At 77.1% G+C, this 24,752-nt stretch carries 21 protein-coding genes; 11 read left to right on the forward strand and 10 right to left on the reverse strand.

Translation table 11 applies throughout. The annotated features are described in order from the left end of the window. Positions 1-102: 102 nt before the first annotated feature. The gene (locus ACYVOF_RS02180) at positions 103-3,543 is read right to left on the reverse strand and encodes a proline dehydrogenase family protein (RefSeq protein WP_460863847.1); all 3,441 of its coding nucleotides are present in this window, start codon (positions 3,541-3,543) and stop codon (positions 103-105) included. Between the two features lie 122 nt (positions 3,544-3,665). Here ACYVOF_RS02180 and ACYVOF_RS02185 point away from each other — a divergent pair, with 122 nt between their 5' ends. Together ACYVOF_RS02185 and ACYVOF_RS02190 are read left to right on the forward strand one after the other, a co-directional pair. Beyond that, positions 3,666-4,406, forward strand: a complete 741-nt coding sequence (locus ACYVOF_RS02185; RefSeq protein WP_460863848.1) for a PAS domain-containing protein — start codon at positions 3,666-3,668, stop codon at positions 4,404-4,406. Beyond that, positions 4,403-5,923, forward strand: a complete 1,521-nt coding sequence (locus tag ACYVOF_RS02190; protein WP_460863852.1) for a phytoene desaturase family protein — start codon at positions 4,403-4,405, stop codon at positions 5,921-5,923. Before ACYVOF_RS02185 ends, ACYVOF_RS02190 begins: the two co-directional genes overlap by 4 nt. Before the next feature lie 40 nt (positions 5,924-5,963). Here the strand turns inward: ACYVOF_RS02190 and ACYVOF_RS02195 are convergent, their stop codons facing one another. After that, the gene (locus ACYVOF_RS02195; protein WP_460863854.1) at positions 5,964-6,533 is read right to left on the reverse strand and encodes a YqgE/AlgH family protein; all 570 of its coding nucleotides are present in this window, start codon (positions 6,531-6,533) and stop codon (positions 5,964-5,966) included. A gap of 85 nt (positions 6,534-6,618) precedes the next feature. Here ACYVOF_RS02195 and ACYVOF_RS02200 point away from each other — a divergent pair, with 85 nt between their 5' ends. After that, positions 6,619-8,007, forward strand: a complete 1,389-nt coding sequence (locus ACYVOF_RS02200) for a glutamate decarboxylase (RefSeq protein ID WP_460863856.1) — start codon at positions 6,619-6,621, stop codon at positions 8,005-8,007. A 72-nt stretch (positions 8,008-8,079) separates the two neighbouring features. After that, positions 8,080-9,168 carry a M23 family metallopeptidase gene (locus ACYVOF_RS02205; RefSeq protein WP_460863857.1) on the forward strand — a complete coding sequence of 363 codons (1,089 nt, stop codon included), beginning with the start codon at positions 8,080-8,082 and terminating at the stop codon, positions 9,166-9,168. 23 nt (positions 9,169-9,191) lie between these two features. On the opposite strand, the gene ACYVOF_RS02210 is transcribed toward ACYVOF_RS02205, so the two are convergent. Then, complete coding sequence (locus ACYVOF_RS02210) at positions 9,192-10,067, reverse strand: GGDEF domain-containing protein (protein WP_460863859.1); 876 nt, start codon at positions 10,065-10,067, stop codon at positions 9,192-9,194. Next, on the reverse strand, positions 10,064-10,897 hold the full coding sequence (locus ACYVOF_RS02215; RefSeq protein WP_460863862.1) for an HAD family hydrolase: 834 nt from the start codon (positions 10,895-10,897) through the stop codon (positions 10,064-10,066). Before ACYVOF_RS02215 ends, ACYVOF_RS02210 begins: the two co-directional genes overlap by 4 nt. 83 nt (positions 10,898-10,980) lie before the next feature. Here ACYVOF_RS02215 and ACYVOF_RS02220 point away from each other — a divergent pair, with 83 nt between their 5' ends. From ACYVOF_RS02220 to ACYVOF_RS02230, 3 genes are all read left to right on the forward strand, one after another. Then, positions 10,981-12,009: an ATP-grasp domain-containing protein gene (locus ACYVOF_RS02220; protein ID WP_460863864.1), complete on the forward strand. Its 1,029-nt coding sequence runs from the start codon at positions 10,981-10,983 to the stop codon at positions 12,007-12,009. A gap of 385 nt (positions 12,010-12,394) precedes the next feature. Next, complete coding sequence (locus ACYVOF_RS02225; protein WP_460863866.1) at positions 12,395-13,276, forward strand: DUF6764 family protein; 882 nt, start codon at positions 12,395-12,397, stop codon at positions 13,274-13,276. 147 nt (positions 13,277-13,423) lie between these two features. Continuing rightward, the gene (locus tag ACYVOF_RS02230; RefSeq protein WP_460863869.1) at positions 13,424-14,656 is read left to right on the forward strand and encodes a lipase family protein; all 1,233 of its coding nucleotides are present in this window, start codon (positions 13,424-13,426) and stop codon (positions 14,654-14,656) included. An 89-nt stretch (positions 14,657-14,745) separates the two neighbouring features. Here ACYVOF_RS02230 and ACYVOF_RS02235 read toward each other — a convergent pair whose 3' ends face one another. Beyond that, positions 14,746-16,680, reverse strand: a complete 1,935-nt coding sequence (locus ACYVOF_RS02235) for a S9 family peptidase (RefSeq protein ID WP_460863871.1) — start codon at positions 16,678-16,680, stop codon at positions 14,746-14,748. A gap of 440 nt (positions 16,681-17,120) precedes the next feature. Between ACYVOF_RS02235 and ACYVOF_RS02240 the strand changes: the two genes are divergently transcribed. Together ACYVOF_RS02240 and ACYVOF_RS02245 are read left to right on the forward strand one after the other, a co-directional pair. Beyond that, positions 17,121-18,290 carry an ice-binding family protein gene (locus tag ACYVOF_RS02240; RefSeq protein WP_460863873.1) on the forward strand — a complete coding sequence of 390 codons (1,170 nt, stop codon included), beginning with the start codon at positions 17,121-17,123 and terminating at the stop codon, positions 18,288-18,290. Between the two features lie 15 nt (positions 18,291-18,305). Further along, entirely contained in the window at positions 18,306-19,055 is a 750-nt protein-coding gene (locus tag ACYVOF_RS02245; protein WP_460863875.1) for a class F sortase, read from the forward strand. Positions 19,056-19,096: 41 nt separating this feature from the next. Here the strand turns inward: ACYVOF_RS02245 and ACYVOF_RS02250 are convergent, their stop codons facing one another. Beyond that, entirely contained in the window at positions 19,097-19,462 is a 366-nt protein-coding gene (locus ACYVOF_RS02250) for a hypothetical protein (RefSeq protein WP_460863876.1), read from the reverse strand. A gap of 158 nt (positions 19,463-19,620) precedes the next feature. Here ACYVOF_RS02250 and ACYVOF_RS02255 point away from each other — a divergent pair, with 158 nt between their 5' ends. Beyond that, positions 19,621-20,535: a hypothetical protein gene (locus ACYVOF_RS02255; RefSeq protein WP_460863878.1), complete on the forward strand. Its 915-nt coding sequence runs from the start codon at positions 19,621-19,623 to the stop codon at positions 20,533-20,535. Between the two features lies 1 nt (position 20,536). Here the strand turns inward: ACYVOF_RS02255 and ACYVOF_RS02260 are convergent, their stop codons facing one another. Continuing rightward, positions 20,537-21,169, reverse strand: coding sequence for a hypothetical protein (locus ACYVOF_RS02260; RefSeq protein ID WP_460863879.1), 633 nt, complete (start codon positions 21,167-21,169; stop codon positions 20,537-20,539). Between the two features lie 50 nt (positions 21,170-21,219). Between ACYVOF_RS02260 and ACYVOF_RS02265 the strand changes: the two genes are divergently transcribed. Further along, complete coding sequence (locus ACYVOF_RS02265) at positions 21,220-22,194, forward strand: WcbI family polysaccharide biosynthesis putative acetyltransferase (protein ID WP_460863881.1); 975 nt, start codon at positions 21,220-21,222, stop codon at positions 22,192-22,194. Here the strand turns inward: ACYVOF_RS02265 and ACYVOF_RS02270 are convergent. The 3 genes from ACYVOF_RS02270 to ACYVOF_RS02280 form a co-directional block, all read right to left on the reverse strand. Next, positions 22,166-23,065, reverse strand: a complete 900-nt coding sequence (locus tag ACYVOF_RS02270; RefSeq protein WP_460863883.1) for a diguanylate cyclase domain-containing protein — start codon at positions 23,063-23,065, stop codon at positions 22,166-22,168. The genes ACYVOF_RS02265 and ACYVOF_RS02270 overlap by 29 nt on opposite strands. 121 nt (positions 23,066-23,186) lie before the next feature. Continuing rightward, on the reverse strand, positions 23,187-23,963 hold the full coding sequence (locus ACYVOF_RS02275; RefSeq protein ID WP_460863885.1) for an ANTAR domain-containing protein: 777 nt from the start codon (positions 23,961-23,963) through the stop codon (positions 23,187-23,189). Then, positions 23,947-24,699, reverse strand: coding sequence for a GAF and ANTAR domain-containing protein (locus ACYVOF_RS02280; protein WP_460863886.1), 753 nt, complete (start codon positions 24,697-24,699; stop codon positions 23,947-23,949). Before ACYVOF_RS02280 ends, ACYVOF_RS02275 begins: the two co-directional genes overlap by 17 nt. Positions 24,700-24,752: the final 53 nt, after the last annotated feature.

Raw genomic sequence — 24,752 nt, forward strand, 5'->3', positions numbered from 1 at the left:
GACGGGCCGGGGTCGGGGGCCACGACGGTAGCCACCGAGCGCCGGTGTGTGGCGGCCGCACGGGGTCCTGAGCCGCCACACACCGGCGCTCGAGCGGTGCGGTCAGCGCTCGGTGACGTGGCCGAACCGGTGCAGGGTGCGGCTGATGGCCTGCTCGCGCAGGAGGGTCAGCAGCTCGCGCCGCCCGTCGGCCAGCGGCGCGGCCGTGAGCAGGCTCGCCCCGGCCTCGACGACCGCGTCCGCCAGCTCTGCGGGCGCCGGCGCACCACCGGCCAGCAGCCGCAGCCGCTCCCCGGGCTGCACCCGGGCGGCGAACGCGGCGGCGTCCTCGGTGCGCACCGTCACCCCGGCGACGGCGGCAGCCGCCTCGAGCACGGGGCTCGTCGCGTCGGCCGAAAGCACCAGCGCGGTGCCGGTGCGGGCCGCGGCGACGACGACGCGGGCGACGTCCCGGGCCGGGGCCGCGGCCTCGACCCGCACCGCGAGCTGCGCCAGCGGCCGGTACCGGAACACGTTGGCCTCGGCGCGCAGCCCCGTCGGGTCGACCTCCCGGGAGAAGACGGCTGCCCAGGCGGCCTCGTCGGACCCGGCGGCCGTGGTGAGCCACGCGTGGTCGGTCTCGTCGAGCACGGTGCCCACCCGGTGCAGGGCCACCGCCGCCGCGCTCGGGGTGGCCGTGGCCAGCGCGCCGAGGTCACCGTCGGTCCACGTCCCGAGCTGCGCCACGTAGTTCGGCCCGCCCGCCTTGGCGCCCGGGCCCACGACCGAGCCCTTCCAGCCGCCGAAGGACTGGCGCTGCACGATCGCCCCGGTGATGTGGCGGTTGACGTAGGCGTTGCCCACCTCGACCCGGGCCAGCCAGTGCTCCACCTCGTCGGTGTCCAGGGAGTGGATGCCCCCGGTGAGGCCGTAGCCGGTGGCGTTCTGCAGCTCGACGGCCTCGTCGAGGGTGTCCGCCCGCATGATGCCGAGCACGGGGCCGAAGCACTCGGTGGTGTGGAACCACGAGCCCGGGCGGACCCCGTCGCGCACGCCCGGGGACCACAGCCGGCCCGAGTCGTCGAGCTGGCGCGGCTCGACCAGCCAGGTCTCGCCCGGCTCGAGGGTGGTCAGGCCGCGGCGCAGCTTGTCCCCCGGGGCCTCCTGCAGCGGGCCCATCGTGGTGGCGACGTCGGTGCCCCAGCCGACCCGCAGCGAGCCGACCGCGTCGACGAGCTGGCGGCGGAAGCGCTCCGACTCCGCCACGGTGCCCACGCAGATCACCAGCGACGCGGCCGAGCACTTCTGCCCGGCGTGGCCGAAGGCGGAGCGCAGCAGGTCGGCCACGGCCAGGTCGGGGTCGGCCGACGGGGTGACGACCAGCGCGTTCTTGCCGGACGTCTCCGCCAGCAGCGGCAGGTCGGGCCGCCAGGAGCGGAACAGCCGGGCGGTGTCGCTGGCCCCGGTGAGGACGACGGCGTCGACGCTCGGGTGGGTGACGAGCCGGCGCCCGGCGTCGGACTCGTCGGTGTGCACCAGCTGCAGCACGCCGGCGGGGAAGCCGGCCCGCTGCAGCGCGGCGGTGCCGACCTCGGCGCACGCCCGGGTCTGCGGGGCCGGCTTGATGACGACGGCCGACCCGGCGGCGAGCGCGGCCAGCACCCCGCCCATCGGGATGGCGACGGGGAAGTTCCACGGCGGGGTGACGACGACGACGCGGTGCGGGGTGAAGCGCTCGTCCAGCTCGAGGGCGCGGTCGGCGTAGTAGGTGGCGAAGTCGATGGCCTCGCTGATCTCCGGGTCGGCCTCGGCGGGCGTCTTGCCCGCCTCGTGGACCATCGTGGTGAGCAGCTCGCCGCGGACCAGGGAGAGCTCGTCGGCGGCGCGGCGCAGCAGCCGGGCCCGCTCCGCCGCGGGGGTGGCGGCCCAGCCCTGCGCGGCCGCGGCGGCGGTGTCGAGCACGGCGTCGACGTCGGCGACCGCGGTGAGCTCGGGGTACGAGACCTGGTGCGGCGCAGCGCTGATCGCGGCCCGGGCCCACGCCCGGTTGGCGGGCAGCGACGGGTCGGTGTCGGGCTCGTTGGTGAAGACGTCGCCGCCGTGCCGGGTGGCGTCGGCCGCCCGGTCCTGGGTGCGGCGCGGGGTGGCGGGCACGGCGGCGGCGTCGCGCACGGAGTCCCGGAAGCGCCGCTCCTGGCCGGCCAGCGCGGTCTCGCCGTCGGGGGAGAACAAGGCGTGCAGGTAGTTCTGCGGGGCGGCGTTCTCCTCCAGCCGACGCACCAGGTAGCTCACGGCGACGTCGAAGTCCCCGGGGTGCACCACGGGGGTGTAGAGGATGAGGTCGCCGACGACGTCGCGCACCGCGCGGGCCTGGGCGGGGGCCATGCCCTGCAGCATCTCCACGTCGAGCGAGCCGGTGACCCCACGGGCGGTGGCGATCTCGTGGGCCAGGGCCACGTCGAACAGGTTGTGGCTGGCCACCCCGATGCGCAGCGCCCCGGCCGTCGCCGGGCGCAGCCCCCGGTCGAGCAGCCGCACGTAGCTGGCGTCGACGTCGGCCTTGGTGGTGTACGGCGCCTGGGGCCAGTCGTGGACCTCGGCGTCGACCTGCTCCATGGCGAGGTTGGCGCCCTTGACGATCCGCACCTTGACCGGGGCGGCCCCGGCCGCGGCGCGCTCGGCGGCCAGGTCGGCCAGCTCGGTCAGCGCCCCGAGGGCGTCGGGCAGGTAGGCCTGCAGCACGATCCCGGCCTGCAGCCCGGCCAGGTCGGGGTGGCGCATGAGGCGGCGGAACACCTCGACGGTCAGGTGCAGGTCCTTGTACTCCTCCATGTCGAGGTTGACGAAGACCTGGGGGGAGCGGGCCGCGGCGGCGCGGTAGAGCGGCAGCAGCCGCTCGACGAGGCGCTCGGTGCTGCCCTCGACGTCCCACGGGTTGAGCTGGCTGCACACCGAGGAGGCCTTCACCGAGACGTAGTCGACGTCCGGGCGCTGCACCAGGTCCAGCGTGCGCTGGAAGCGACGGCGCGCCTCGTCCTCGCCGAGCACGGCCTCGCCGAGCAGGTTGAGGTTCAGCCGGAAGCCGTCCTCCCGGGCCGCGACCAGGCGGCGGCGCAACGGGCGGTCGGCCGCGTCGAGCACGAGGTGGCCGACGAGCTGGCGCAGGCGGCGCCGGGCCAGGGGCATCACCAGCGGCGGGGCGAGCGGGGCGGCCACGGACCCGGCCAGCATGAGGGCCTTGTCGATCCCGCCGAGGAACGCGGGCACGGGCACGGTGCCCTCCCGTCCGCCGGGCCGGGCGAGGCGGACCAGCTCGCGGGCGGCGACGGCGTCGTCCTCGGGGCGGGCGACGAGGTCGACGAAGCGCATCGTGAACTCGACGCCGTCGGGGTCGTGGACCAGCGCGGCGAGCCGGCCGGTGCTGCGGGCCTCGGCACGCGACTCCCCGGCCGCGGTGGCCTCGACCCAGCGCCGGGCCTGGGCGACGGCGCGCTCGACGAGGGGGGTGAGGTCGTCGGGGGCGGCGACCGCGGGCGGCGGGGTCTGCGTCGACGGGGAGGTCATGGTCCCGAGCCTGCCCGCCCGCCCCCGGCCCGGTCTTGTACGGATCCCCCGGTCTGTGCGTGATAACTGCACCCAGAAGGCGAGGTTTCGTTCACAGGCCCACGGCCCAGCAGACTGGGCGCATGGTCCCCGACCCGGCGCGCGGCCCCGCGCTGCCGGACGCCGCCGTGCTCGTCGACCTGTTCGACGAGCTCTCCGGGGTGATGTTCTGCCTCAAGGGCGTCGACGGCCGCTACACCGAGGTCAACGACGCGTTCGTCCGCCGCACCCGCGAGACCCGCCGCGACGCCGTCGTCGGCCGCCGCGCGCGCGAGCTCTTCGTCGCCGAGCTGGCCGAGCGCTACGAGGAGCAGGACGCCGAGGTGCTCGCCACCGGCCGGCCGCTGCGCCACGAGCTCGAGCTGATCCGCGGCGAGGGCGGCGAGCCGGGGTGGTACCTGACGACGAAGCTGCCGGTGCGCGACGGGGCCGGCGCGGTCACCGGCGTCGCGATCGTCTCGGAGGACCTGCGCAGCGCGGACGAGTCCGACCCCGCCATGGTCTCGCTGGCGCGGGTGGCCGAGCTGGTCCACGCCCGGCTGGCCGAGCCGCTGCGGCTCGCCGACCTGGCCGAGGCCGCGGGCTGCTCGACGTCGTCGCTGGAGCGCCGGGTGCGCCGGGTGCACGGCCTGTCCCCCACCCAGTTCGTGCTCCGCGCCCGCATCGACGCCGCCCGCGCCCTGCTCACCGGCACCGACCGGCCCATCGCCGACATCGCCACGGCCACCGGCTTCTACGACCAGCCCGCCTTCACCCGGCAGTTCGCCCGCCTCGCCGGGGAGACACCCGGGCAGCACCGCCGCCGCGCTCGGGAGCGCACGTGAGCCGCGTCGTCGTGGTCGGCGGCGGCCACAACGGGCTCGTCGCCGCCATCCTCGCCGCGCAGGACGGGCACGACGTCACGCTGCTGGAGCGGGGAGCGCACCCGGGCGGCGCCACCGCCGGGGCCCGGGTCTTCGCCGGCCGCACCGCCCGGCTGAGCCGCTACTCCTACCTCGTCTCGCTGCTGCCCGAGGACCTGCTGCGCCGCGTGGGCGTCCGGCTCGCGCTGCGACGGCGGGCCGTCGCGTCGTACACCCCGGTGGGCGACGGCGGCCTGCTCGTCGAGCAGCAGCCCGGGCCCGCGACGGCCGCGTCCTTCCGCGCCCTGACCGGGTCCGACGACGAGCACGCCGCCTACCTGGCCTGGGGCGCCGAGCTGTCGGGGCTGGCGCGCGCCGTCGCCCCCGCGCTGCAGGGTCCGATGTGGACCCGGGACGCGGTGCGCCGCGCCGTGGTCGACGCGGCGGGCGAGCAGGTGTGGGAGGACGTCGTCGAGGCCCCGCTGGGGACGGCGGTGCGCCGACGCTTCGCCCGCGACACCGTTCGCGGCGTCGTCGCCACCGACGGCCTCATCGGCACCCACGCCAGCGTCGACTCGGAGTCGTTGCGCGCCAACCGGTGCCTGCTCTACCACGTCGTCGGGCGCGGCACGGGGGAGTGGCTGGTGCCCGTCGGCGGGATGGGGGCGCTGGCGGACGCGCTCGTCGCCCGCGCGGCCGCCCTCGGGGTCCGGGTGCACACCGGGGTCGAGGTCGACGCGCTGGCCGAGGACGGCCGCGGGGTGGACGTCGGTGCGGGGGACCGCAGCTGGCGGGCCGAGCACGTGCTGGCCGCGGTGGCCCCGTCGCTGGTGCGCGGCTGGCTGGGCGGGGACGCCACCGCCCCGGAGGGCTCCCAGCTCAAGGAGAACCTGCTGCTGACCCGCTTGCCGCGGCTGCGCAGCGGGGTGGACCCGGCGGTGGCGTTCGCGGGGACGACGCACCTGGCCGAGGAGCTGACCACCCTGGAGGACGCGTACGCCCGCACGGCCGCGGGGGAGCTGCCCGCGGTGCTGCCCGGCGAGGTGTACTGCCACTCGCTGACCGACCCGTCGATCCTCGGGGCCGACGGCGGGGCAACGCTGACGCTGTTCGGCCTGCACGCCCCGGCGTCGCTGTTCCGCGCGGACCCGGACGGCCTGCGTGACCGCGCCCGCGACGCCGCGCTGGCCGCGCTGCAGCAGCACCTGGCCGAGCCGCTCGAGGACTGCCTGGCCCGTGACGCGGACGGCCGGCCCTGCGTCGAGGTGGCCACCCCGCTGGACCTGGAGGCGAGCCTGGGGATGCCGGGCGGGCACATCTTCCACGGCGACCTGAGCTGGCCCTGGCTCGACGAGGAGCCCGCGACGGTCGCGCAGCGGTGGGGGGTCGAGGTGGCGGGCTCGCGGCGGGTGCTGCTGGCCGGAGCGGGGTCGCACCGCGGCGGGGCGGTGTCCGGGCTCGGCGGGGCGGCTGCGGTGGGGGCGCTGCGCGAGCTGTGAACGGGACCTCGCCTCCTGGCTGCAGAAATCACACACGGAGCTAGTTGCGGTCGAGCTCCAGCGGGTGCGTGGCCAGCAGGGCCAGTGGCATCGGCTGGCGGCGCAGCACCCGGGCCCAGAGGTCGACCCCGGGCGGGGTGAGCACGTCGTCGGGCAGCGACGGCACGACGATCCAGTCCTGCCGGTCCAGCTCGGTGTCCAGCTGCCCGGCCGACCACCCCGAGTAGCCCGCGAACAGCCGGATGCCCCGCAGCCGCGGCACGAGCTCGTCGGGCTCCGCGTCGAGGTCGACCAGGACCACCCGTCCCTCGACCGGCCGCAGCCCCACCCGCAGCGGCGCGAAGTCCCGCAGCACGCCCAGGCACAGCGCCGCGTCCCGCCGCACCGGGCCGCCGACGAAGATCGTGGCCGGGTCCGCGGCCTTCCCGCCCCACGCGGGCACCACGTCGGACACCGGCGCCTCGCTGGGCCGGTTCAGCACCACCCCGAGGCTGCCCGTGCCCGAGTGCTCCACCAGGTAGACCACGGTGCGCCGGAACGTCGGCTCGACCAGCTCGGTCGAGGAGACGAGCAGGTCCCCCGGCGCGACCCGGGGCGCATCGGCGGCCACCGGCCGATCCTGTCACCACACGCCCTCCTCGCCCCAGCGGTGGTGGGATGGGTCCGGACCAGCCCCGCACCCCAGGAGGAACCCCGTGGTCGAGCCCAGCAGCCAGCCCGGGGGCGCACGGCGCCGCGGCGAGTACGACGAGGTGACCCCGGCCTACACCGGGCGGCTGGGGGTGCAGGCGCAGCCGGCGACGACGCTGCCGGAGCAGGGGATGCCCGCCGCGCCGACGTACCAGTTCATCCACGACGAGCTGATGCTCGACGGCAGCTCGCGGCTGAACCTGGCCACGTTCGTCACCACCTGGATGGAGCCCGAGGCCGACCGGCTCATGGCGGAGACGTTCGACAAGAACATGATCGACAAGGACGAGTACCCGCAGACCGCGGCCATCGAGTCGCGCTGCGTGTCGATGGTGGCCGACCTGTTCCACGCCCCGGGCGACCCCGGTGACGCGACGGGCGTCTCGACGATCGGCTCCAGCGAGGCGGTGATGCTCGCCGGGCTGGCGCTGAAGTGGCGGTGGCGGGCGCGCCGCGACCAGACGGGGCGGCCCCGGCCGAACCTGGTGCTGGGCTCGAACGTGCAGGTGGTGTGGGAGAAGTTCTGCCGCTACTTCGAGGTGGAGCCGCGCTACCTGCCCGTCGAGCCCGGCCGCTACGTCATCACCCCCGAGCAGGTCACCGCCGCCGTCGACGAGGACACCATCGGCGTGGTCGCCATCCTCGGCACCACGTTCACCGGCGAGCTCGAGCCCGTCGCCGAGGTCGTCGCCGCCCTCGACGCGCTGGCCGCGGGCGGCGGGCCGGACGTCCCCGTGCACGTCGACGCGGCCAGCGGCGGGTTCGTCGTGCCGTTCCTCGACCCCGACCTGGAGTGGGACTTCCGGCTGCCCCGGGTGGTCTCGATCAACGTCAGCGGCCACAAGTACGGGCTGACCTACCCGGGCATCGGCTTCGTGGTGTGGCGGACCCCGGACGACCTGCCCGAGGACCTGGTGTTCCACGTGAACTACCTGGGCGGGGACATGCCCACGTTCACGCTGAACTTCTCCCGGCCCGGCAACCAGGTCGTCGGGCAGTACTACAACTTCCTTCGCCTCGGCCGCGAGGGCTACACGCAGGTGATGGGCTCGCTGCGGGAGATCGCCACCCGGCTCTCCGCGGAGATCGGCGCGATGGACTGCTTCGAGCTGCTCTCCGACGGCTCCGCCATCCCCGTCTTCGCGTTCCGGGTGGTCGGCGAGCCGGGGTTCACCGTGTTCGACGTCTCCCACGAGCTGCGGGCCCGCGGCTGGCAGGTGCCCGCGTACACGATGCCGGAGGACGCCACCGAGGTCGCGGTGCTGCGGGTGGTGGTGCGCGAGGGCTTCTCCGGCAACCTGGGCCGGCTGCTGCTCGACGACCTGCGCTCCGTGGTCACCGTGCTGCGCCGGCACGGCTCGACCGGGTCGCAGGCGCAGTCGTTCGCGCACTGAGCGGTCCGGCGGGGGAGACGTCGACCACCCTTCCGTGACCGCACCTTGACCTCGTTGTTACCTTGGGCCCCGATGTCTTCCTCCTCCTGGCGCCGCGGCGTCCTCGTCGTCCTGCTCGCCGCAGCCCCGCTGGTGGGGGCGGTCGCGCCCGCCACGGCGCAGCCCGCGCCCGCGCAGCCCGCGGCACCGACCGACCAGGCCGGGGCGCTCGGCCGGCTCGCCGAGATCGACCGCAGCACCGTCGAGCTGGAGGGTCGGCTCGCCGCCGCGGAGCAGGCGCTGGCCGCCCGCCGCGCCGAGGTCGCGGACGCCACCGCGGAGCGCGACCGCGCCCGGCAGGCCGCCGAGGCCGAGGCCGGGCGCGCCGAGGTGCTGCGCAGCCAGGTCGACGGGCTCGTCGTCGCGCTGCACGGCGGCGCCCGCACCAACCGGCTCTCCGGCATGCTCACCGCCGACGGGCCGCAGGACCTGCTCGACCGGATGACGGCGCTGGACCTGCTGGGGGCCGACAGCGCCGCCCGGCTCACCGCCGCCGCCACCGCGCAGGAGGTCGCCCAGCTCGTCCTCGCCGGCGCCGAGGCCTCCCGCACCGCCGCCGAGGCCGCGCAGGTCGACGCGCAGGCCGTGCAGGACGACCTCGTCGCCCGCCGCGCCGCCCTGCAGAGCCAGTCCGACGAGGCGAACGCCCTGCTCGCCACCCTCGGCAACACCCCCGCGGCGTCCGCCAGCCGCTCGGCGCAGGCGCTGCGCGCCTCGCGCGCCCTGGGCCGCAGCGCGCTGGTCGCGCAGCCCACCGTCGGCACGTACACCTCCGGCTTCGGCCCGCGCGGCGGTGCGGCGCACAACGGCATCGACATCGCCAACGCCGTCGGCACCCCGATCGTCGCCGTGGCCGACGGGGTCGTCGTCGACGCCGGGCCCGCCCAGGGCTTCGGCCAGTGGGTGCGGGTGCGCCACGACGACGGCACCATCAGCACCTACGGCCACGTCGAGTCCCTCGAGACCAGCGTGGGTGCCCGGGTCTCCGCGGGCCAGCTCATCGCGACCATGGGCAACCGGGGCCAGTCCACCGGCCCCCACCTGCACCTGGAGATCGAGACGCCCGGCGGCGGCAAGGTCGACCCGCGCGCGTGGCTCGCGGAGCGCGGCGTCAGCGTCTGAGGCCCCCCGCCTTCGGTGACGCGTCAGCCGTCGGTCGCCAGCCGGTCCCGGCCGGCGGCCTTGGCCCGGTAGAGCAGCTGGTCCGCCCGGGCCAGGGTCTGCTCGAGCGGCTCGCCCGGCCGGCGCCGGGTGTGCCCGCCGGAGAGCGTCTGCCCCGCCGGCAGCAGCGCGGCGATGGCCTGCAGCAGGTCCGCCGCCCGACCCGACGGGGCGTCGGGCAGGGCGACCGCGAACTCCTCGCCGCCCCAGCGCGCCACCGGCACCGCCTCGTCCACCACCGAGGCCAGGGCGGTCCCGAAGGCGCGCAGCAGCTCGTCACCGGCCGTGTGCCCGTGCCGGTCGTTGAAGTCCTTGAAGTGGTCCAGGTCGAGCACCGCCACCGTCAGCGGACCCGTCGCGGCCCCGAGCAGGGCGTCGGTGCGCTCCCGCCAGCCCCGCCGGTTCAGCAGGCCCGTCAGCGGGTCGGTCGTCGCGCCCCGGCGCAGCGCCTCCTCGGCGTCCCGGCGCACGGTGATGTCCTGCACGTAGCCCGCCGTCCACCGCACCCCGCCGGGGCCGGTGAGCCGCGCCGTGGTCACCCACGCCCACCGGGCCGACCCGTCGGGCCGGACGTAGCAGGTCTCCACCCACGGCCGCTCGCCCCGCGCCTCGGCCTCGACCTCCAGGCGCGCCATCGAGGCGTGGGCGGCGAGGCGGTCCGGGTGGGTCCACTCCCGCGACGAGCGGCCCACCAGCGCGGCCAGCGGGCGGCCGACCAGGGCGCAGTAGGCGTCGTTGGCGTGCAGCAGCAGACCCTGATCGTCGGCGATCGCCACGCCCAGCGGGCTGGCCTCCACCAGCTGGCGCAGCACGGCGCCCAGCGGGTCCCCGGCGGTCCCCCCGGTGTCCCCGGTCGTCACGGCGCGGCCGGGAACCAGCGGGCCAGCACCTCGGCGACGCCGTCCTCGTCGTGGCCCGCCGCCACCTCGTCGGCCACCGCCAGCACGTCGCGGTGCGCCCCCGCCACCGCCACGGCGCGGCCCGCCCACCGCAGCATGGGCAGGTCGTTGGGCATGTCACCGAAGGCCACCACGTCCGCCGCGGGCACCCCGAGCTCGGCGGCCAGCGACGCCAGCCCGGTCGCCTTGTCCACCCCGGGGGCGTTGAGCTCGACGAAGCTGCGGCTGCTGCTCGCCGTCACGGCGGCGCGCCCGGCCACGACGGGCAGCGCACGCGCCAGCAGCTCGTCGGGCGGCAGCGTCGGGTGGTGGCCCAGCACGGTCACGGCCCCGTCCGCCACCAGCTCGCCGACGGGGCGCGGGGGGTGGGGCCACGGCCGCGACGGGGTGTAGCCGGGCTCGTGGCCGAACCCGCGGTCGGGCCGCTCCACGGCGAAGACCAGCCCGGGCAGGGCGGCGCGCAGGTCGTCGGTGACGGCGCGGGCCACGGCGGCGGGCAGCAGCTGCTGGTGCAGCGCCCGCTCCGCGGCCGGGTCCCACCGCACGGCGCCGTTGGCGCACACCGCCACCGCCCGGTGCCCGGTGGCCGCCACGACGGGTCCCAGCGAGCGGGGGGCCCGGCCGGTGACGAGCACCAGCGGCACGCCGGCGGCGACGACCGCGTCCAGCACGGCCCGGGTGCGGGCGCTGATGGTGCCGTCGGAGCGCAGCAGGGTGCCGTCGAGGTCGGTCGCGACGAGCCGGGGCGCGGCGGTCCGGGCCCGCGTCGCCGTCACGGCACCGTCCGACATGCCCGTTATCCTCGCGCAACGGGTGCTGCCGCGCCCGGACGACCCGACCCGACCCGACGCGACCCAGCCCCCGAGGAGCGTGCGTGCCGCTGCGCCTGTGGTTCAACCAGGCCTACCGCGGCACCTACCAGCTGATCGGCATGCTGCGCGAGGGCGCGGCCGCCGACGGCACGCAGCTGCACGTCACGGGCAGCCACACCGCCCGGTCGACGCCGTTCCTGCAGGCGTGCGACGTCGCTTTCCGCGAGCCCGAGCACGTCACCGGGGACGACTGGGTCGAGCTCGCGCTGCGGACGTGCCGGGACCGGGGGATCGACGTGTTCGTCCCGGGCCGGGAGCGCGCCGCGGTGGCCGACGCCGAGGCCGCGTTCACCGCCGCGGGGGTCCGGCTGATGGTCTCCCCGGGTGACGCGGTGCGGACCCTGGGGGACAAGGCCGCCGCCCACGAGGCCGCCCGCGCCCTGGGCGTGCCGGTGGCGGAGACGCACGTCGTGACCGACGCCGGCGGGTTCCGGGCTGCCTACGCGGCGCTGCGCGGGGCCGGGCACCAGGTGTGCCTCAAGCCGGCGGTCGACCACGGCGCGAAGGGGTTCCGGGTGCTCGACGAGACGGTGGGCGGCTACGACGACCTGCTGGAGCTGCCCGGCCCGCGCATCCACCCCGACGACGTCGAGGCCCGGATCGCCGCGCGCGGCACGGTGGCCCCGGTGCTGGTGTGCGAGCTGCTCACCGGTGACGAGGTCAGCGTGGACACCCTCTCCCACGACGGCGCGCTGCTCGCCGCGGTGCCCCGGTCCAAGGGCGGCCCGCAGTGGACCCGGCAGCTCGTCGACGATCCCGGTGCGGTCGCGATCGCCCGGACGATGAGCGAGGGGTTCGGGCTGCGGTACCTGTCCAACGTGCAGGTCCGCCACGGGGCACGGGGGGCGACGCTGCTCGAGGTGAACACCCGGGCGGCGTCGGGGCTGTTCCACTCCGCGGCCAGCGGGCTCAACCTGCCGCACCTGGCGCTGCGGCTGCTGCTCGACGGGGAGGTCCCGGTGCCGGCACCGCGGGTCGGTGCGACGGTGCTGACGTGGACCGAGGCGGCCGAGGTCACCCTGCCGTTCTGACGGCTCGCCGGCGGGACAGAGCAGCACGGCGGCACCGTGGCGCGGACCGGCTGCTGCGGGACGTGCCTGCGGCGGCGCCCGCACGGTCGGGCGGCGCGACGCTGCTGACGTGGACCACCGAGTCCAGGGGCACGTGGCCGTCCTGACCGCGGCACGGCGGGTCCGACACGGCGGACGAGGCCCGACCTGGCCGTCGGGAGCCGTGACGGGAAATGGTCGTGTCCGCCGTACGACCGACTCGACCATTCGTTAGCAGAACACCATGTTCACCCACTCGGGTGCACGCGACACCACTTTTACCGAAATGGTGTCCCATTCGCGGGACTGCCTTACGTTTCGTCCGCCCGGTCCAGGGCGCCACGCACCTCGTTCCCAGGAGACGCCGATGTCCCAGTCCTCGTTGCCGCTGCCCCGCCGCACCGGCCGCCACCGCGCCCTGAGCCCCCAGCGCCGCCGCATGGTCCTCGGTGCTGGTGGTTCCGTCCTCGCCGCCGCCGGCCTGACCGGCGCCCTGGCGACCCCGGCCGGCGCCGCCGCACCCGCCCCCGCCGCGTGCACCGCCGCGGCCGGCGAGTCGGTGGAGGTCGGCTCGTCCAGCTTCCCCAACCCCGACCCCTACTGCTCCGCCGACGCGTCGGACTCCACCGGCACCGCGAGGGCGACGGCGGTGGGTCAGGGTTCCGTCCCCGGGTCCGACCCCCTCGGCAGCTACGCCACCGCCGACAGCTACGGGTCGGGCGACGCCTCGGCGCGAGCGACGGGCGGGGGCTACGCGGACGCCACGGTCGAGGACGGGGGGACCGCGTCGGCGACCTCGAACGGCTACATCGACCCCGACAGCCCCTTCCACGCCCACGCCTACGCCAGTGACGGCGGGACCGCCCGGGCCGACGTCAACGGGTTCTCCGACGCCCAGGCCTACGGCTACGACGGCGGCTCGGCCACGGCCACGGCAGCGGGCGGGGGGGTCGCCTACAGCGACGCCGACACCGGCGGCGTCGCGTCCAGCTACGCCACCGGCGCCGACTCGTCGGCGACGGCCTACGCGTACGACGGCGAGGGCGCGTACGCCGCTGCCGGCTTCGGCGGCGAGGCCTACGCCGACACGACGGCGGACAACACCTGCAGCGGAGGCCTGTCCGGCGCCTACGACACCGCGTCGGACAGCGGCTGCGTCAGCATCGGCGAGCGCACCTACCAGTTCCGGCTCACCCTGCCCGCGCCCGGCACCGTGCCGACGCCGCCGATCGACGTCGTCATCCAGTAGTCCTCCCCCGCACCACCGCTCACCGGGCCCCGCACGCCGCCCCGCGTGCGGGGCCCGGTGTCGTCCAACCCCGCCTGCCCGGCGTCCGGACGTGGCATCCTCCCGGGCACAGGTGTGCACCGGGGCACACCGGGAAGAGGGGTCCTCGTGCGCCTGCGCCGCCTGTCCGTCACCGCCGTCCTCGCCGCCACGGCCGCCGTCGTGGCCGCGGCCCCCGCCCTCGCCGCGCCGGTCGCCACCCAGGCCACCGCCCCCGCGGACGGCACCCTGCTCAGCGCCGCCCCCATCCAGGTGGCCTACCTCGGCGCCGCCGCGCAGAAGATCGGCTACGCGACGACGGACTCCACCGGGGCGTCCCGGGTGGTCACCGGCACCGTGCTGAGCCCCCGCTCCCCGTGGCGCGGTCCGGGCCCGCGCCCGCTGACGTCGTTCGCCGTCGGCACCATCGGCCAGGGCGACCAGTGCGCCCCGTCGACGCTGTTCCAGCAGGGCCTGGAGTACGAGGCCGCCACCATCGCCCCGCTGCTGCTGGCCGGGGAGACCGTGGTGGTCACCGACTACATCGGCCTCGGCACGCCGGGCGTGCACACCTACGTCAACCGGGTCGACGAGGGCCACGCCGTGCTCGACGCGGCGCGCGCGGCACAGCAGCTCGGCACCCGCGACCCCGCGGTCGACGTGGCCGCCGACGGCCCCGTCGGGCTCTACGGCTACTCCCAGGGCGGCGGCGCCGTGGCCGCGGCGGCCGAGCTCGCCCCCACCTACGCCCCGGAGCTCGACCTGGTCGGCGCCGCAGCGGGTGCACCCCCGGCCGACCTCGCGGCCACCGCCGCCCAGCTCGACGGCACCGCGCTGACCGGCCTGCTCGGCTACGCCGTGAACAGCCTGGCCGCGTCCTACCCCGCGGTGGCCACGGCGCTGCCGCCGCTGCTCAACGCGCGCGGGCAGCAGGTGCTGGCTGAGACCGCGACCCAGTGCGTGGCCGCGACCGCGCTGCGCTACGCGTTCAACCGCACCTCGCAGTACACGGTCAGCGGGCAGCCGTTGACGGCGTTCCTCGGGCAGGAGCCGTTCGCCTCCGCCGTGGCCGCGCAGCAGATCGGGACCCTGACCCCCACTGCGCCGGTGTACATCTGGCAGGGCCGCAACGACGACGTGGTGCCCTACGCCCAGTCCCGGCAGCTCGCCGCGGACTGGTGCGGGAAGGGCGCGGACGTCACCTTCCGCCGGTACGACATCGCGCCGACGTTCCCCGGCTACGGCTTCGGCCACGCGCTGCCGGCGATCGTCGGGCTGCCCGAGGCGCAGGCGTGGCTCTACCAGCGCTACCTGGGCACCCCGGCCACCGACGGCTGCGCCGCCCTGCCCCCGACCACCTAGGCCCAGCCCGTGCATCCCGCGGGCTCGATGCCGTCCACGACCCCGGATCGGTGCATCGCGCCCGCGGGATGCAGGCAGGGGCTGGGCCGTCAGGGGCGGACGACGTCGATCGGGGTGATGGCCTCGGCCGCGGGCAGGGCGAAGCCGAGCACCTGGGCGTAGAAGCTGAGCTCGCCGTCCAGCGCGGCCCGGATGTTCTCCGCCTTGCGGAAGCCGTGCTGCTCACCGGGGAACAGCAGGTACGCGTGCGGCACCCCGCGCTCGCGCAGCGCGGCCACGATCATCTCCGCCTGCGCGGGCGGCACCACCGCGTCCTCGTCGCCCTGGAACACCGCGAGCGGGGTGTCGATCGCCTCGACGTGGTGGATGGGGGAGCGCTCGTCGTAGACCGCGCGCCCCGACGGCCACGGCGCGACGAGCCCGTCGAGGTAGCGCGACTCGAAGGAGTGGGTGTCCTCCGCGAGCGCGGCGAGGTCGGCCACGCCGTAGTGGCTGGCCCCGGCGGCGAACACCCCGGGCCGGAACGCGAGCGCGGCCAGGGTGGTGTACCCACCCGCGGACCCGCCCCGGATCACGGCCCGCCGCGGGTCGACCCGGCCCTGCTCGGCCAGCCACCGCACGCAGGCCACCACGTCGTCGACGTCGGCGATGCCCCAGCGGCCCTGCAGCGCGTCGCGGTAGCGGCGGCCGTAACCGGTGGACCCGCGGTAGTCCACGTCGGCCACCGCGAACCCGCGTGACGTCCAGTACTGCACGGCCAGGTTCAGCACGGGCGACGCCGCCCCCGTCGGTCCACCGTGGACGACGACGACCAGCGGCGGCAGCGCGCCCTCGGGGCCGGTGACGTCGGGGTTGGTGGGCGGGTAGACGTTCGCGTGCGCGTGGTCCACCCCGCTGCCGCCGTCGGGGGTGGGGAACGTGACGTGCTCCGGCCGGGAGAACCACCCCGGGTCGACCCCGAGCTCGCGGGCGGGCCGCAGCACGCGCACGGCCCCGTCATCCACCCCGACCCGCAGGACGACGGGCTCCGACGCCGGACCGCCGGCGACGCAGACGACCTCGGCGCCGCGGGAACGGAGCTGGCGGAACGCGGCGAAGGGGGTGTCGAGCTCGCGGGTGCTGCCGTCCGGGTCCAGCACCACGAGCCGGTCGGCACCGTCGCGCGGCCGGGCGAGGACGACGCGGCCGTCGTCGAGCAGGGCGTAGCGGCTGTTCCCCAGCTGCCACGCCGGCCCGCCGATGTCGACCCCCGCGTCGTGGACCAGCTCGACGGCGCCGTCGGAGGTGCGGCGGTGCAGCGCCCAGGTGTCGGTGCGGTCGGCGAGGAACCACAGCGTCCCGTCGGCGGCCCACTCCGGCTGCACGACCGACTCGCCGTCACCACCGGCGACGACCGACTCGGTGGCGTCGGGGGCCCGGACCACGAGCTGGGCGGCGTCCCACGGCATGTGCGGGTGGTCCCACCGCAGCCACGCCAGCGACCCGTCGGGCCCGCGGCGCGGGTCGGAGACGAAGTCCGAGCCGGCGGCGAGCACCTCGACGGCGCCATCGGGCCCGACGCGCACCACCTCGTGGACCACCTGGGCCGACGACCTCGACGCGGCGTGGGTCTCCCGCACCGCGAGCACCCCGTCACCGTCGGGCACCAGGTCGCCGAAGCGCACCCCGGCCGGGAGCGCCGGCTCCGGCGTCACCGCCACCGGCTCGCCCCCGGGGTCGACCCGGTGCAGCCGCTGCCCGGTGTACTCGGCGAACCACACGGTGCCGCCGGCGACGCACCAGGCACCGCCGCCGTACTCGTGGACCCGGGTGCGCGCGTTCCAGGGCGGCGGCAGCAGGTCGGTGGTGCGGCCGGCCGCGTCGCGCCGCACGAGCACGCTGCGCCCGGCCTCGGCGGGCCGCGCCTCCGACCACCAGGTGTCGTCCCCGTCGAGGTGCACCTCGCCGAGCGTCGCCGCCGCCTGCACGACGAGCGCCGAGGTGATCGGGGTGGGCCAGCTGCCGTGCGGGAGCGTGCGCGTCATGGACCCGACCGTAGGCGCGTGCGGCCGGTGCGCGACCGCCACCCGGACGGGTGTGTCACTCTCGGTCGTCCGGGCCGGGTGGTCGTGCCGATCGGGTGAACTTCACGCCGTCCACCGACCCCCGCCGCGCCGTCCTCGGGCCCGTCCTGGCCGTCGGGACGCGATCCATCACGCACGAGCGCGCCGCGCAGGGGCCGGGTGTGACGATGCGTCACCGGCCTGGCGGCGCAGGACATTGATCGGCGTACGGCGCTGCGGACCGGGATGGTTCCCACCACGTGACGCTGCGGCGGGTACGGGCCGGGCGACCTCGCTGACGGGCTTCCGACCACCAGCAGCGAGGACCACCCATGGGTCACCACCACCAGCACCCCGTCCAGCCCCCTCACCGCCGCCGCGGTCCGAGTCGGGCGTCGCTCGCCGCGGGGGCCGGTGCCCTCGTGCTCGCCGTCGCCGGGGGCGTGGTCGTCGCGGGGGCCGGGAACGCCTCCGCCGCCGCCACGGCCGTCCCGCTCGGCACGGCCGCCCAGTTCGCCGTCCTCGCCGGATCGGGCATCACCAACACCGGCGCGACCACGATCACCGGCGACACGGGGTCCTCGCCCACCGCGTCGGCCACCGGGTTCGTCGCGTGCCCGGGGGCCGCCGACTGCGTGACCCAGACCGGCACCCACCACGCGGCACCGGACCCCAACGACGCGGTGACGGTGCAGGCGAAGGCCGCGCTGACCACGGCGTACACAAACGCCGCCGGGCAGGGCCCGACCACCGAGGTCCCCACCGAGCTGGGCGGGCAGACCCTCGTCGCCGGCGTCTACGGCTCGGCCTCGGGCACCTTCGGCATGACCGGCACGCTGGTGCTCGACGGCGCGGACGACCCCAGCTCGGTGTTCGTCTTCCAGACCTCGACGACGCTCATCACCGCGGGCACCGCGAACGTGAGCCTGGTCCGAGGAGCCTCCGCCTGCAACATCTTCTGGCAGGTCGGCACGGCCGCGACCCTCGGCGCCGGGTCGACGCTGCGCGGCACCGTCCTCGCCCACGACGACATCTCGCTCGGCGACTCCGTCACCGTCGAGGGCCGGCTGCTGGGCGGGGAGCAGGACTCCGGGGCCGGGGCGGTCACCCTCATCCACGACACGATCACCACCCCGACGTGCACCACGCCCAGCACCACGACCGCCCCGACGGGCACGACGGGCACGACGACCACGACCGTCCCGACGGGCACCACGACGACCGCGCCCACGACCACGACCTCTGCGCCGGCCGGCACCACGACCCCCGGCGCCTCCGCACCGGGAGCGCCGGGAGCGGGCGGACCGGCCACGACCACACCGGGCAGCCCGGGCGCTCCCGGCACGCCGGGTGGGCCCCAGGCGCCCGTCGGCCCGGGCGCGCCCGGGAACCCCGGCCAACCCGCAGCCCCCGGGACGCCCGCCGGCTCCGGCACACCCGGGTCCGGCACACCCGGGTCCCCCGCCGGCCCGTCGGCACCCGGCACCCCGGGCACCCCGGGCGGCTCCACCGGCTCGGGCGGCGGTCTCGGCACCCAGGTCCGCCAGGTACCCGTGGGCGGGGTGGACACCGGTGACGGCAGCACGTCCTGACGGACGGGGCCGCCGGTGAGCAGGCACGGCACCGGGGCCCGGCACGCGGCCGTGCGGCCCGCCCGGCGGCGGGCCCGGTGGGTGGCCGGCGGCGTCGTGGTGCTCGCCCTGGTCGTCGCGGCCCGCGCCGGGCAGCAGTCCCCGGAGATCACGGCCGCGGCGTCGACACCCGTCCCGACCGCCGACGGCCGGGCCGACACGACCCCCGCAGCGTCCCCGGCCATCCCGGCGCCGGCCGCGCAGCCGGTCCCGCAGACGGTCCCGGGACCGCCGACCACCGGGTCCGCACCCGCGCCCGCGCGGTCGGCCACCGGCCCGGGCACGCCGGTGCGGGTGGGCGTCGCCTCGATCGGGGTCGACAGCGCCCTGCAGCCGCTCGGGCTGCAGGACGACGGGACGCTGGAGGTCCCCGCGACCGGGTTCCCCGCCGGGTGGTACACCGGCGGCCCCGTGCCGGGCGCCGTCGGCCCGGCGGTGCTCGCCGGCCACGTCGACTGGGCCGGCGAGCCCGGGGTGTTCTCCCGCCTGGCCCGCACCGCGGTCGGTGACGTCGTCACCGTGACGGACGACGCGGGCCGGGTGAGCACCTTCCGGGTCAGCTCGGTCGGCCACTACCCGAAGACGGCGTTCCCCACCGCGGCGGTGTACGGCGACGTCGACCACCCCGCGCTGCGGCTCGTCACCTGCGGCGGCGACTTCGACCCGCGGGCCCGCAGCTACGTCGACGACGTGGTGGTGTTCGCCGACGAGGTCGCGACGGGCTGAGCCGGGCCCGGTCCCCGACCCGGCTCAGTCCTCGGTCCGGCTCAGTCCTCGATGGTCAGCGCGCTCGCGGCGCACAGCCCGCCCCACAGGATGCCGACGGCCGCGGCCTTGCGGCGCGCCGACTTCGACGGCAGCGACGTCCCGAACACGAGCGTGTCGCCCAGGTCGGAGAGCACGCGCACCGCGATGGCCGTGCGCAGCGCCTCCGGGGTGGGCGCCAGCACCATGGCCAGGCCGGACGCCAGGTCCCGCGCGGCGACGCCACGGCTCAGCGCGCCCACCCCGCGGGTGACCTTGCCGCCCGGTGCGAGCTCGGTCGGTCCGGCGAGCACCTTGGGGCTGACGAGCACGGCGGCGCTGTAGGCGGCGGTGAGGCCGCCCAGGATCTGGGGCAGGGGCACGGCCACGGGGAGCTCCTCGCTCAGGGGGTGCGCACCCGTCCGGACGCGCCCGCCCAGCGTGTCGTCCCCGGGTCGGTCACGCCACCCGGACGGGTCTGGTGATGCAGATCACTTCCCGGTTACCCTCCGCGCATCCTCACCCGGACCTCACACAGGAGCGCTCCATGTCGACCCTCGCCCGCGGCCGCCACCGCGCCCCGGACCGCCGCCGCCAGGCCCTGGCCTCGCTGGGTGGCGTCGTCGTCACCACCGCGGCCCTCGCCGGGCCGTTCGCCCCGACGGCGGACGCGGTCACCTGCGTCGGGACGGGGCTCCCCGCCATCCCCGTGATCAACCCCGACGGCGACCCGGTGACGGGGACCGACCCCGACGGGGCCACGTGCTCCGCCGACCGCGGCCTCACCGGCGGGTCGTCGGTGGCCACCGCCACGGGGGCGGGCTCGTCGGCGACGTCGGACACCGACGTCAACGGCGACGGCTCGGCCACCGCGACCGGCGGCGGGACCGCCGAGGCCTACGTCTTCACCACCGGGACCGCGACGGCGACGGCCGACGCCGGCACCGCGTCGTCCAGCGCCGTCCTGGGTGGCACCGCGACGAGCACGGCCAACGGCGGCGGCAGCGCGACCGCGTCGACCAACACCGGCGGGGACGCCACCGCCACCACCAACCGGGGCGGCACCGCGGAGGCGACCACCGACACCGGAGGCACCGCGCAGGCCACCACCTACACCTCCGGCTCCGCCACGGCCGAGGCCTCGCTCGGCGGGCAGGCGCGGTCCACCGCGGCCTTCGGCGGGACGGCCGAGGCGTCCGCGACCGCGGGCGTCGCCGTCGCCGGGGCCGTCGGGCCCGGGGCCAGCGCCACCGCCGACTCGAGCGTGCTCGGGGGCGCCGTGGCCCTCGCCGGGCCGGGCGGCACGTCCAGCGCCAGCACCGCCGTCCTGGGTGCGGGGTCGGTCAGCTGCGCCCTCGGCGGGCTCAGCGCCGCGGCCAGCACCGACACCGGCACGGGGTGCGTCAGCCTCGGGTTCCGGGTCATCACCTTCGACCTCCCGGCCGGGGCGACGCTGCCCTGACCTACCGCCCGCGCGGGGAGAGGCCGAGCCGCACCAGCTCGGCCTCGCCCAGCCGGCGCAGCAGCACCTCGTCCAGCACCACCCGGTCACCGGGTGCGGCGCCGGCGGTGAGCCGCGCCAGCCGGGGCAGCGGGGCGCCCGCCGCGGTCCGCAGCCCGAGCAGGGCCAGCCCGTCCGGGCTCGAGCGCAGCCGCCGGGCGGCGAGCACCGTGCGCACCCGGCCGACCCGCCAGAGCAGGTAGCGCGCCAGGACCAGGCCGACCGCGACCGCCAGCACCAGCCAGAACACGCCGTGGGCGACGGTGCCCACACCCTCCTGGTAGCTGCGCCCCGCGTCGGCCAGGTCGGTGCCCGCGCCGGCCGCGCCCCGCAGCGGGGAGGCCAGCGAGTCCCCCACCAGCGGCACCCGGGCCGCCGCGCCGCCGGCGCTGCCCAGGGTCCCGCTGAACCGCTCGCCGGCCGCGACGGCCTGGGCGCCCGGGCCGGCCAGCGCGGCCACCCCGTCCCGCAGCGCCGTGGCCACCCGCCACCACACCAGGCACCAGACGACGACGAGGACGTCGGCGGTCAGGATGCGCGCCCGGACGGCCCCGATCCGGGCGGTGAGCAGGGCGGACGAGGTCTCGTGGGTCACCGCGACAGACTGTCCGGCCCGGGGCGCCGGCGCGCGCTAGCGTCACGCCGGTGACCACCGAGCCCCGTCACAGCCCCGACCCGGACGGGCGGACCCGTCACTACGGCACCTTCTACGACGTGCCCGCCGCGCTGCGCACCGACGGGGTCGACCCCGCCGACGACCGGCCGCTGTGGCTGGTGCACGGCAACTGCCAGGCCGAGGCCCTGCGGGTGGTCCTGGCCACCGCCCCGGACGCGCCGTACCGCACCGTCCGCATCCCCCCGGTGCACGAGCTCACCGCGGACGACGTGCCCCACCTCGCCGCGCTGCTCGGCCGCACCGGCGTCCTGCTCTCGCAGCCGGTGCGGGACGACTACCGGGACCTGCCGCTGGGCACCGACCAGCTCGCCGCCCTGCTGCCCGCCGGCGCCCGGGTGCTGCGCTGGCCGGTGGTCCGCTTCACCGGGCTGCACCCGTGGCAGGCCATCATCCGCAACCCCGCGAACCGGTCCCTGGACCCGCCGGTGGTCCCGTACCACGACCTGCGCACCGTGGCGGCGGCGCTGACCCCGGGGGCGCTCGCCCCGCTGGCGGCGTTCCCGGCCACGGCCGAGGGGATCCGGACGGTGGGCGACGCCGCCGTCGCCGAGCTCGCCCGGCGCGAGACCGCGCACGCCGACGTCGGGGTGTCCGACGTGCTCGACGGCCTCGGGACCGCCGCCGCCCACACCCTGAACCACCCGGGCAACGCCGTGCTCGCCGTGCTCGCGCAGCGGGTCCAGGCCGGGCTGGGCGCCCCCGTGGGCACGACCGACCCCGGGCGCGTGCTGCTCGGCGGGGTCCGGGCCCCGCTCGAGGCCGCGGTGCTCGCCGCCCGCGGGCTGCCCGGGCCGCCGCGCCCGACCTGGGTGGTCGGCGGGCAGGACGTGGACCCGGCGCACGTGCACGCGGTGCAGGCGCAGGCCTACCGGGACGACCCGGGCTGGCTCACCGCGGCGACCGCGCGCCACCGCGTCACGATGGAGACGCTGGGACTGGGCTGAGCCGCGGGCTGCCCGCCGGCGCCACCGCGCGCGCCGGTCGCCTGCGCCCCTCGTACATGGCCAGGTCGGCCACCTCGAGGGTCTGCAGGGCGTCCTGGCCCGCGGCCGCCACGGCCAGCCCGAGGGAGAGGGTGACCGGGACCCGGTGGCCGTCGACGACGACGGGCAGCGCCAGCGCCGACCCCAGCCGGTCGACGAGGCCGGCCAGGTCGGCGTCACCCCCGGCGTCCTCCCGGACGAGGACGAACTCGTCGCCGCCGAGCCGACCGAGGATGTCGTTGCTTCGCACCACGGCCTGCAGCCGACGGGCCACGGCGACGAGCACGGCGTCCCCCACCCGGTGGCCGAGCCGGTCGTTGACGAGCTTGAACCCGTCGATGTCGGCGAACACGACGCCGACCACGCCGCGGTCGCGGCGCGCCAGCGCCGCGCTCAGCCGGTCCACCAGCTCGCGGCGGTTCAGCAGCCCGGTCAGCGGGTCGTGGGCCACGTCGTGGCGCAGCTCGGCCACCGTCTCGACCAGCCGGGTGACGTCGGTCGCCGCCACCGCCACGGCCGGGGCCCCGTCGACGTCGGTGGGCCGGAACGCGGTGCGCCACCGCCGACCGTCCGCCCCGGTGAGGTCGACGTCCACGGCCGCCAGCCCGGTCGCGAGCACGCCGTCGAGGTGCGGGCGCAGGTCCGGGCCCCCGTCGCCCACGCGTCCCGGCTGCTCGACCGGGTCGGCGCCCAGCAGGTCGGCCACCGCCGCGGTCGCGAGCACCCACCGGCCGTCGACGACCAGCCCCACCGCCAGCTGCTCGCCGGCGGCGTCCAGCGCGGCCCGCGCCGCCCGGGCGGTGGTCCCGGCGTCGTCCGGCTCCCTGGTCACGGCGACCCCCTCGGCGCGCAGCACGGACGGCGCCACCGGGGTCCGGGGTGGGCGAAGGGATCATGCTAGCGGCGGGCACCACCGCGTGGGGAGGAACGCGACGGGCACGCGACGGGGTGGGCTAGGAGCGCGGACGAGCGCGCCCGGGGCCGTCCCCGCCGCCGTCGAGCACCGCCCCGCGGTCGACCGTGCCGTCCACCACGCCCCGGGCGACCTCGCTGAGCTTGAGCTGCTGGCCCCGGGCGTGGCGGCGCAGCCGCTGGAACGCCTCGTCCATGCCGATCGCTCCCCGCTCGGCGAGGACGCCCTTGGCCTGCTCGATGACGACGCGGGTGTTCAGCGCGGTCTGCAGCTGCTCGTTGAGGGCCTCGCTGCGCGCCACCACCTGGTGGTGCAGCACCCCGATGGTGGCGACGTCGGCCAGGCCCTGGGCGACGGCGAGGTCACCCCCGGTGGGCGCGTCGGCCGGTGCACGGTCGGTGCTGCCGAACAGGCCGAGCACCCCGATGACCTGCGACCGCAGCCGCAGCGGCACGGCGTGCACAGCACCGAAGCCGGCCTCGAGCGCCGCGGGGGCGAAGCGGGGCCAGCGCTCGAGCTCGCCCGCGAGGTCGGCCGACCCCACCCGGGTCGCGCCGGCCATCGCCTCCAGGCAGGGGCCCTCGTCGGCCTGGACGGCGAACAGCTCGAGCAGCCGGGCGTCCTCCGAGGTGGCCGCGACCAGGCGCGCACCGCCGGGCTCGTCGCCCAGCAGCAGCCCGGCCGCGTCGACCGGCAGCAGCGCCGTGCAGTCCTCCACCAGCTGCTGCAGCAGGTCGACCACGTCGTACTCGGCGACGAGGGTGTCCGCGGCGCGCACGAACGCGTCGATCAGCAGTCCCTCACGAGGCGTCGACATCATTGATCCCCTCACTCCGGTCGGTCCCGAACCTCACCCGTCGGGACACCACGTCCTCCGCCAGCTCCGCCACGGGCCTGCCCTCGGCGAAGGCCCGGGCCCGCAGCCGCACGTACGCCTCCGCGGCCGAGCACGCCAGCTGCACCGACACCATGCCCGTGGCCTGGTGCACCTCGCGGTCGTCCGGCCCGTCGTCGGCACCGGGCCAAGCGGCCCCGTCGACCGCGCCGGCCGAGGTGGCCAGGTACCCCGCGCTGGAGAGCAGCAGGGTGGTGGTGACCAGCTCGGCGACGCCCAGGGCCAGCCCCAGCTCCGCGGGCTCCAACGACCCGGTCCGGGCGCGGTAGAGGTCCAGCACGCCGAGCCGGATGGCACCGAGCTGCAGGGGCAGCACCACCAGGGCCCCGCCCAGGGCGGCGGCCGAGGCCAGCGCGGGCCAGCGGGCCGCCGTCTCCCGCGCCAGGTCGGGCACCAGGACGGGCCCGGCCCGGTCCACGGCGTCCACGGCCGGACCCGCGCCGAGGGTGATCTGCTCCTGCTCGACGCGCGCGGCGTCGGCGTCGGACGCCGCGGCTAGCATCGGTCCCGTGCCGGTGCTGACCACGATCGCGGCCCGGTCCACCGGCAGGTCGTCGAGGCACGCGCAGCACAGCTGCAGCGGGGTGGGGAAGTCACCACCGGCGAGCGCGCCGAGGAACAGGTCGCGCACCGACCCGCTCGGGCTGCTGCTGGTCACGGCGTCCTCCACGTCCACGACCGGGGTGGACGGCCTGCGCGCAGCCTAACGCG

The organism is Rhodococcus aerolatus (assembly GCF_054783215.1).

Coding starts and splice junctions, on each gene's coding strand:
- ACYVOF_RS02180 (WP_460863847.1), bottom strand. CDS start 3,543: ATGACCTCCCCGTCGACGCAGACCCCGCCGCCCGCGGTCGCCGCCCCC.
- ACYVOF_RS02185 (WP_460863848.1), top strand. CDS start 3,666: ATGGTCCCCGACCCGGCGCGCGGCCCCGCGCTGCCGGACGCCGCCGTG.
- ACYVOF_RS02205 (WP_460863857.1), top strand. CDS start 8,080: ATGTCTTCCTCCTCCTGGCGCCGCGGCGTCCTCGTCGTCCTGCTCGCC.
- ACYVOF_RS02215 (WP_460863862.1), bottom strand. CDS start 10,897: ATGTCGGACGGTGCCGTGACGGCGACGCGGGCCCGGACCGCCGCGCCC.
- ACYVOF_RS02225 (WP_460863866.1), top strand. CDS start 12,395: ATGTCCCAGTCCTCGTTGCCGCTGCCCCGCCGCACCGGCCGCCACCGC.
- ACYVOF_RS02235 (WP_460863871.1), bottom strand. CDS start 16,680: ATGACGCGCACGCTCCCGCACGGCAGCTGGCCCACCCCGATCACCTCG.
- ACYVOF_RS02255 (WP_460863878.1), top strand. CDS start 19,621: ATGTCGACCCTCGCCCGCGGCCGCCACCGCGCCCCGGACCGCCGCCGC.
- ACYVOF_RS02275 (WP_460863885.1), bottom strand. CDS start 23,963: ATGTCGACGCCTCGTGAGGGACTGCTGATCGACGCGTTCGTGCGCGCC.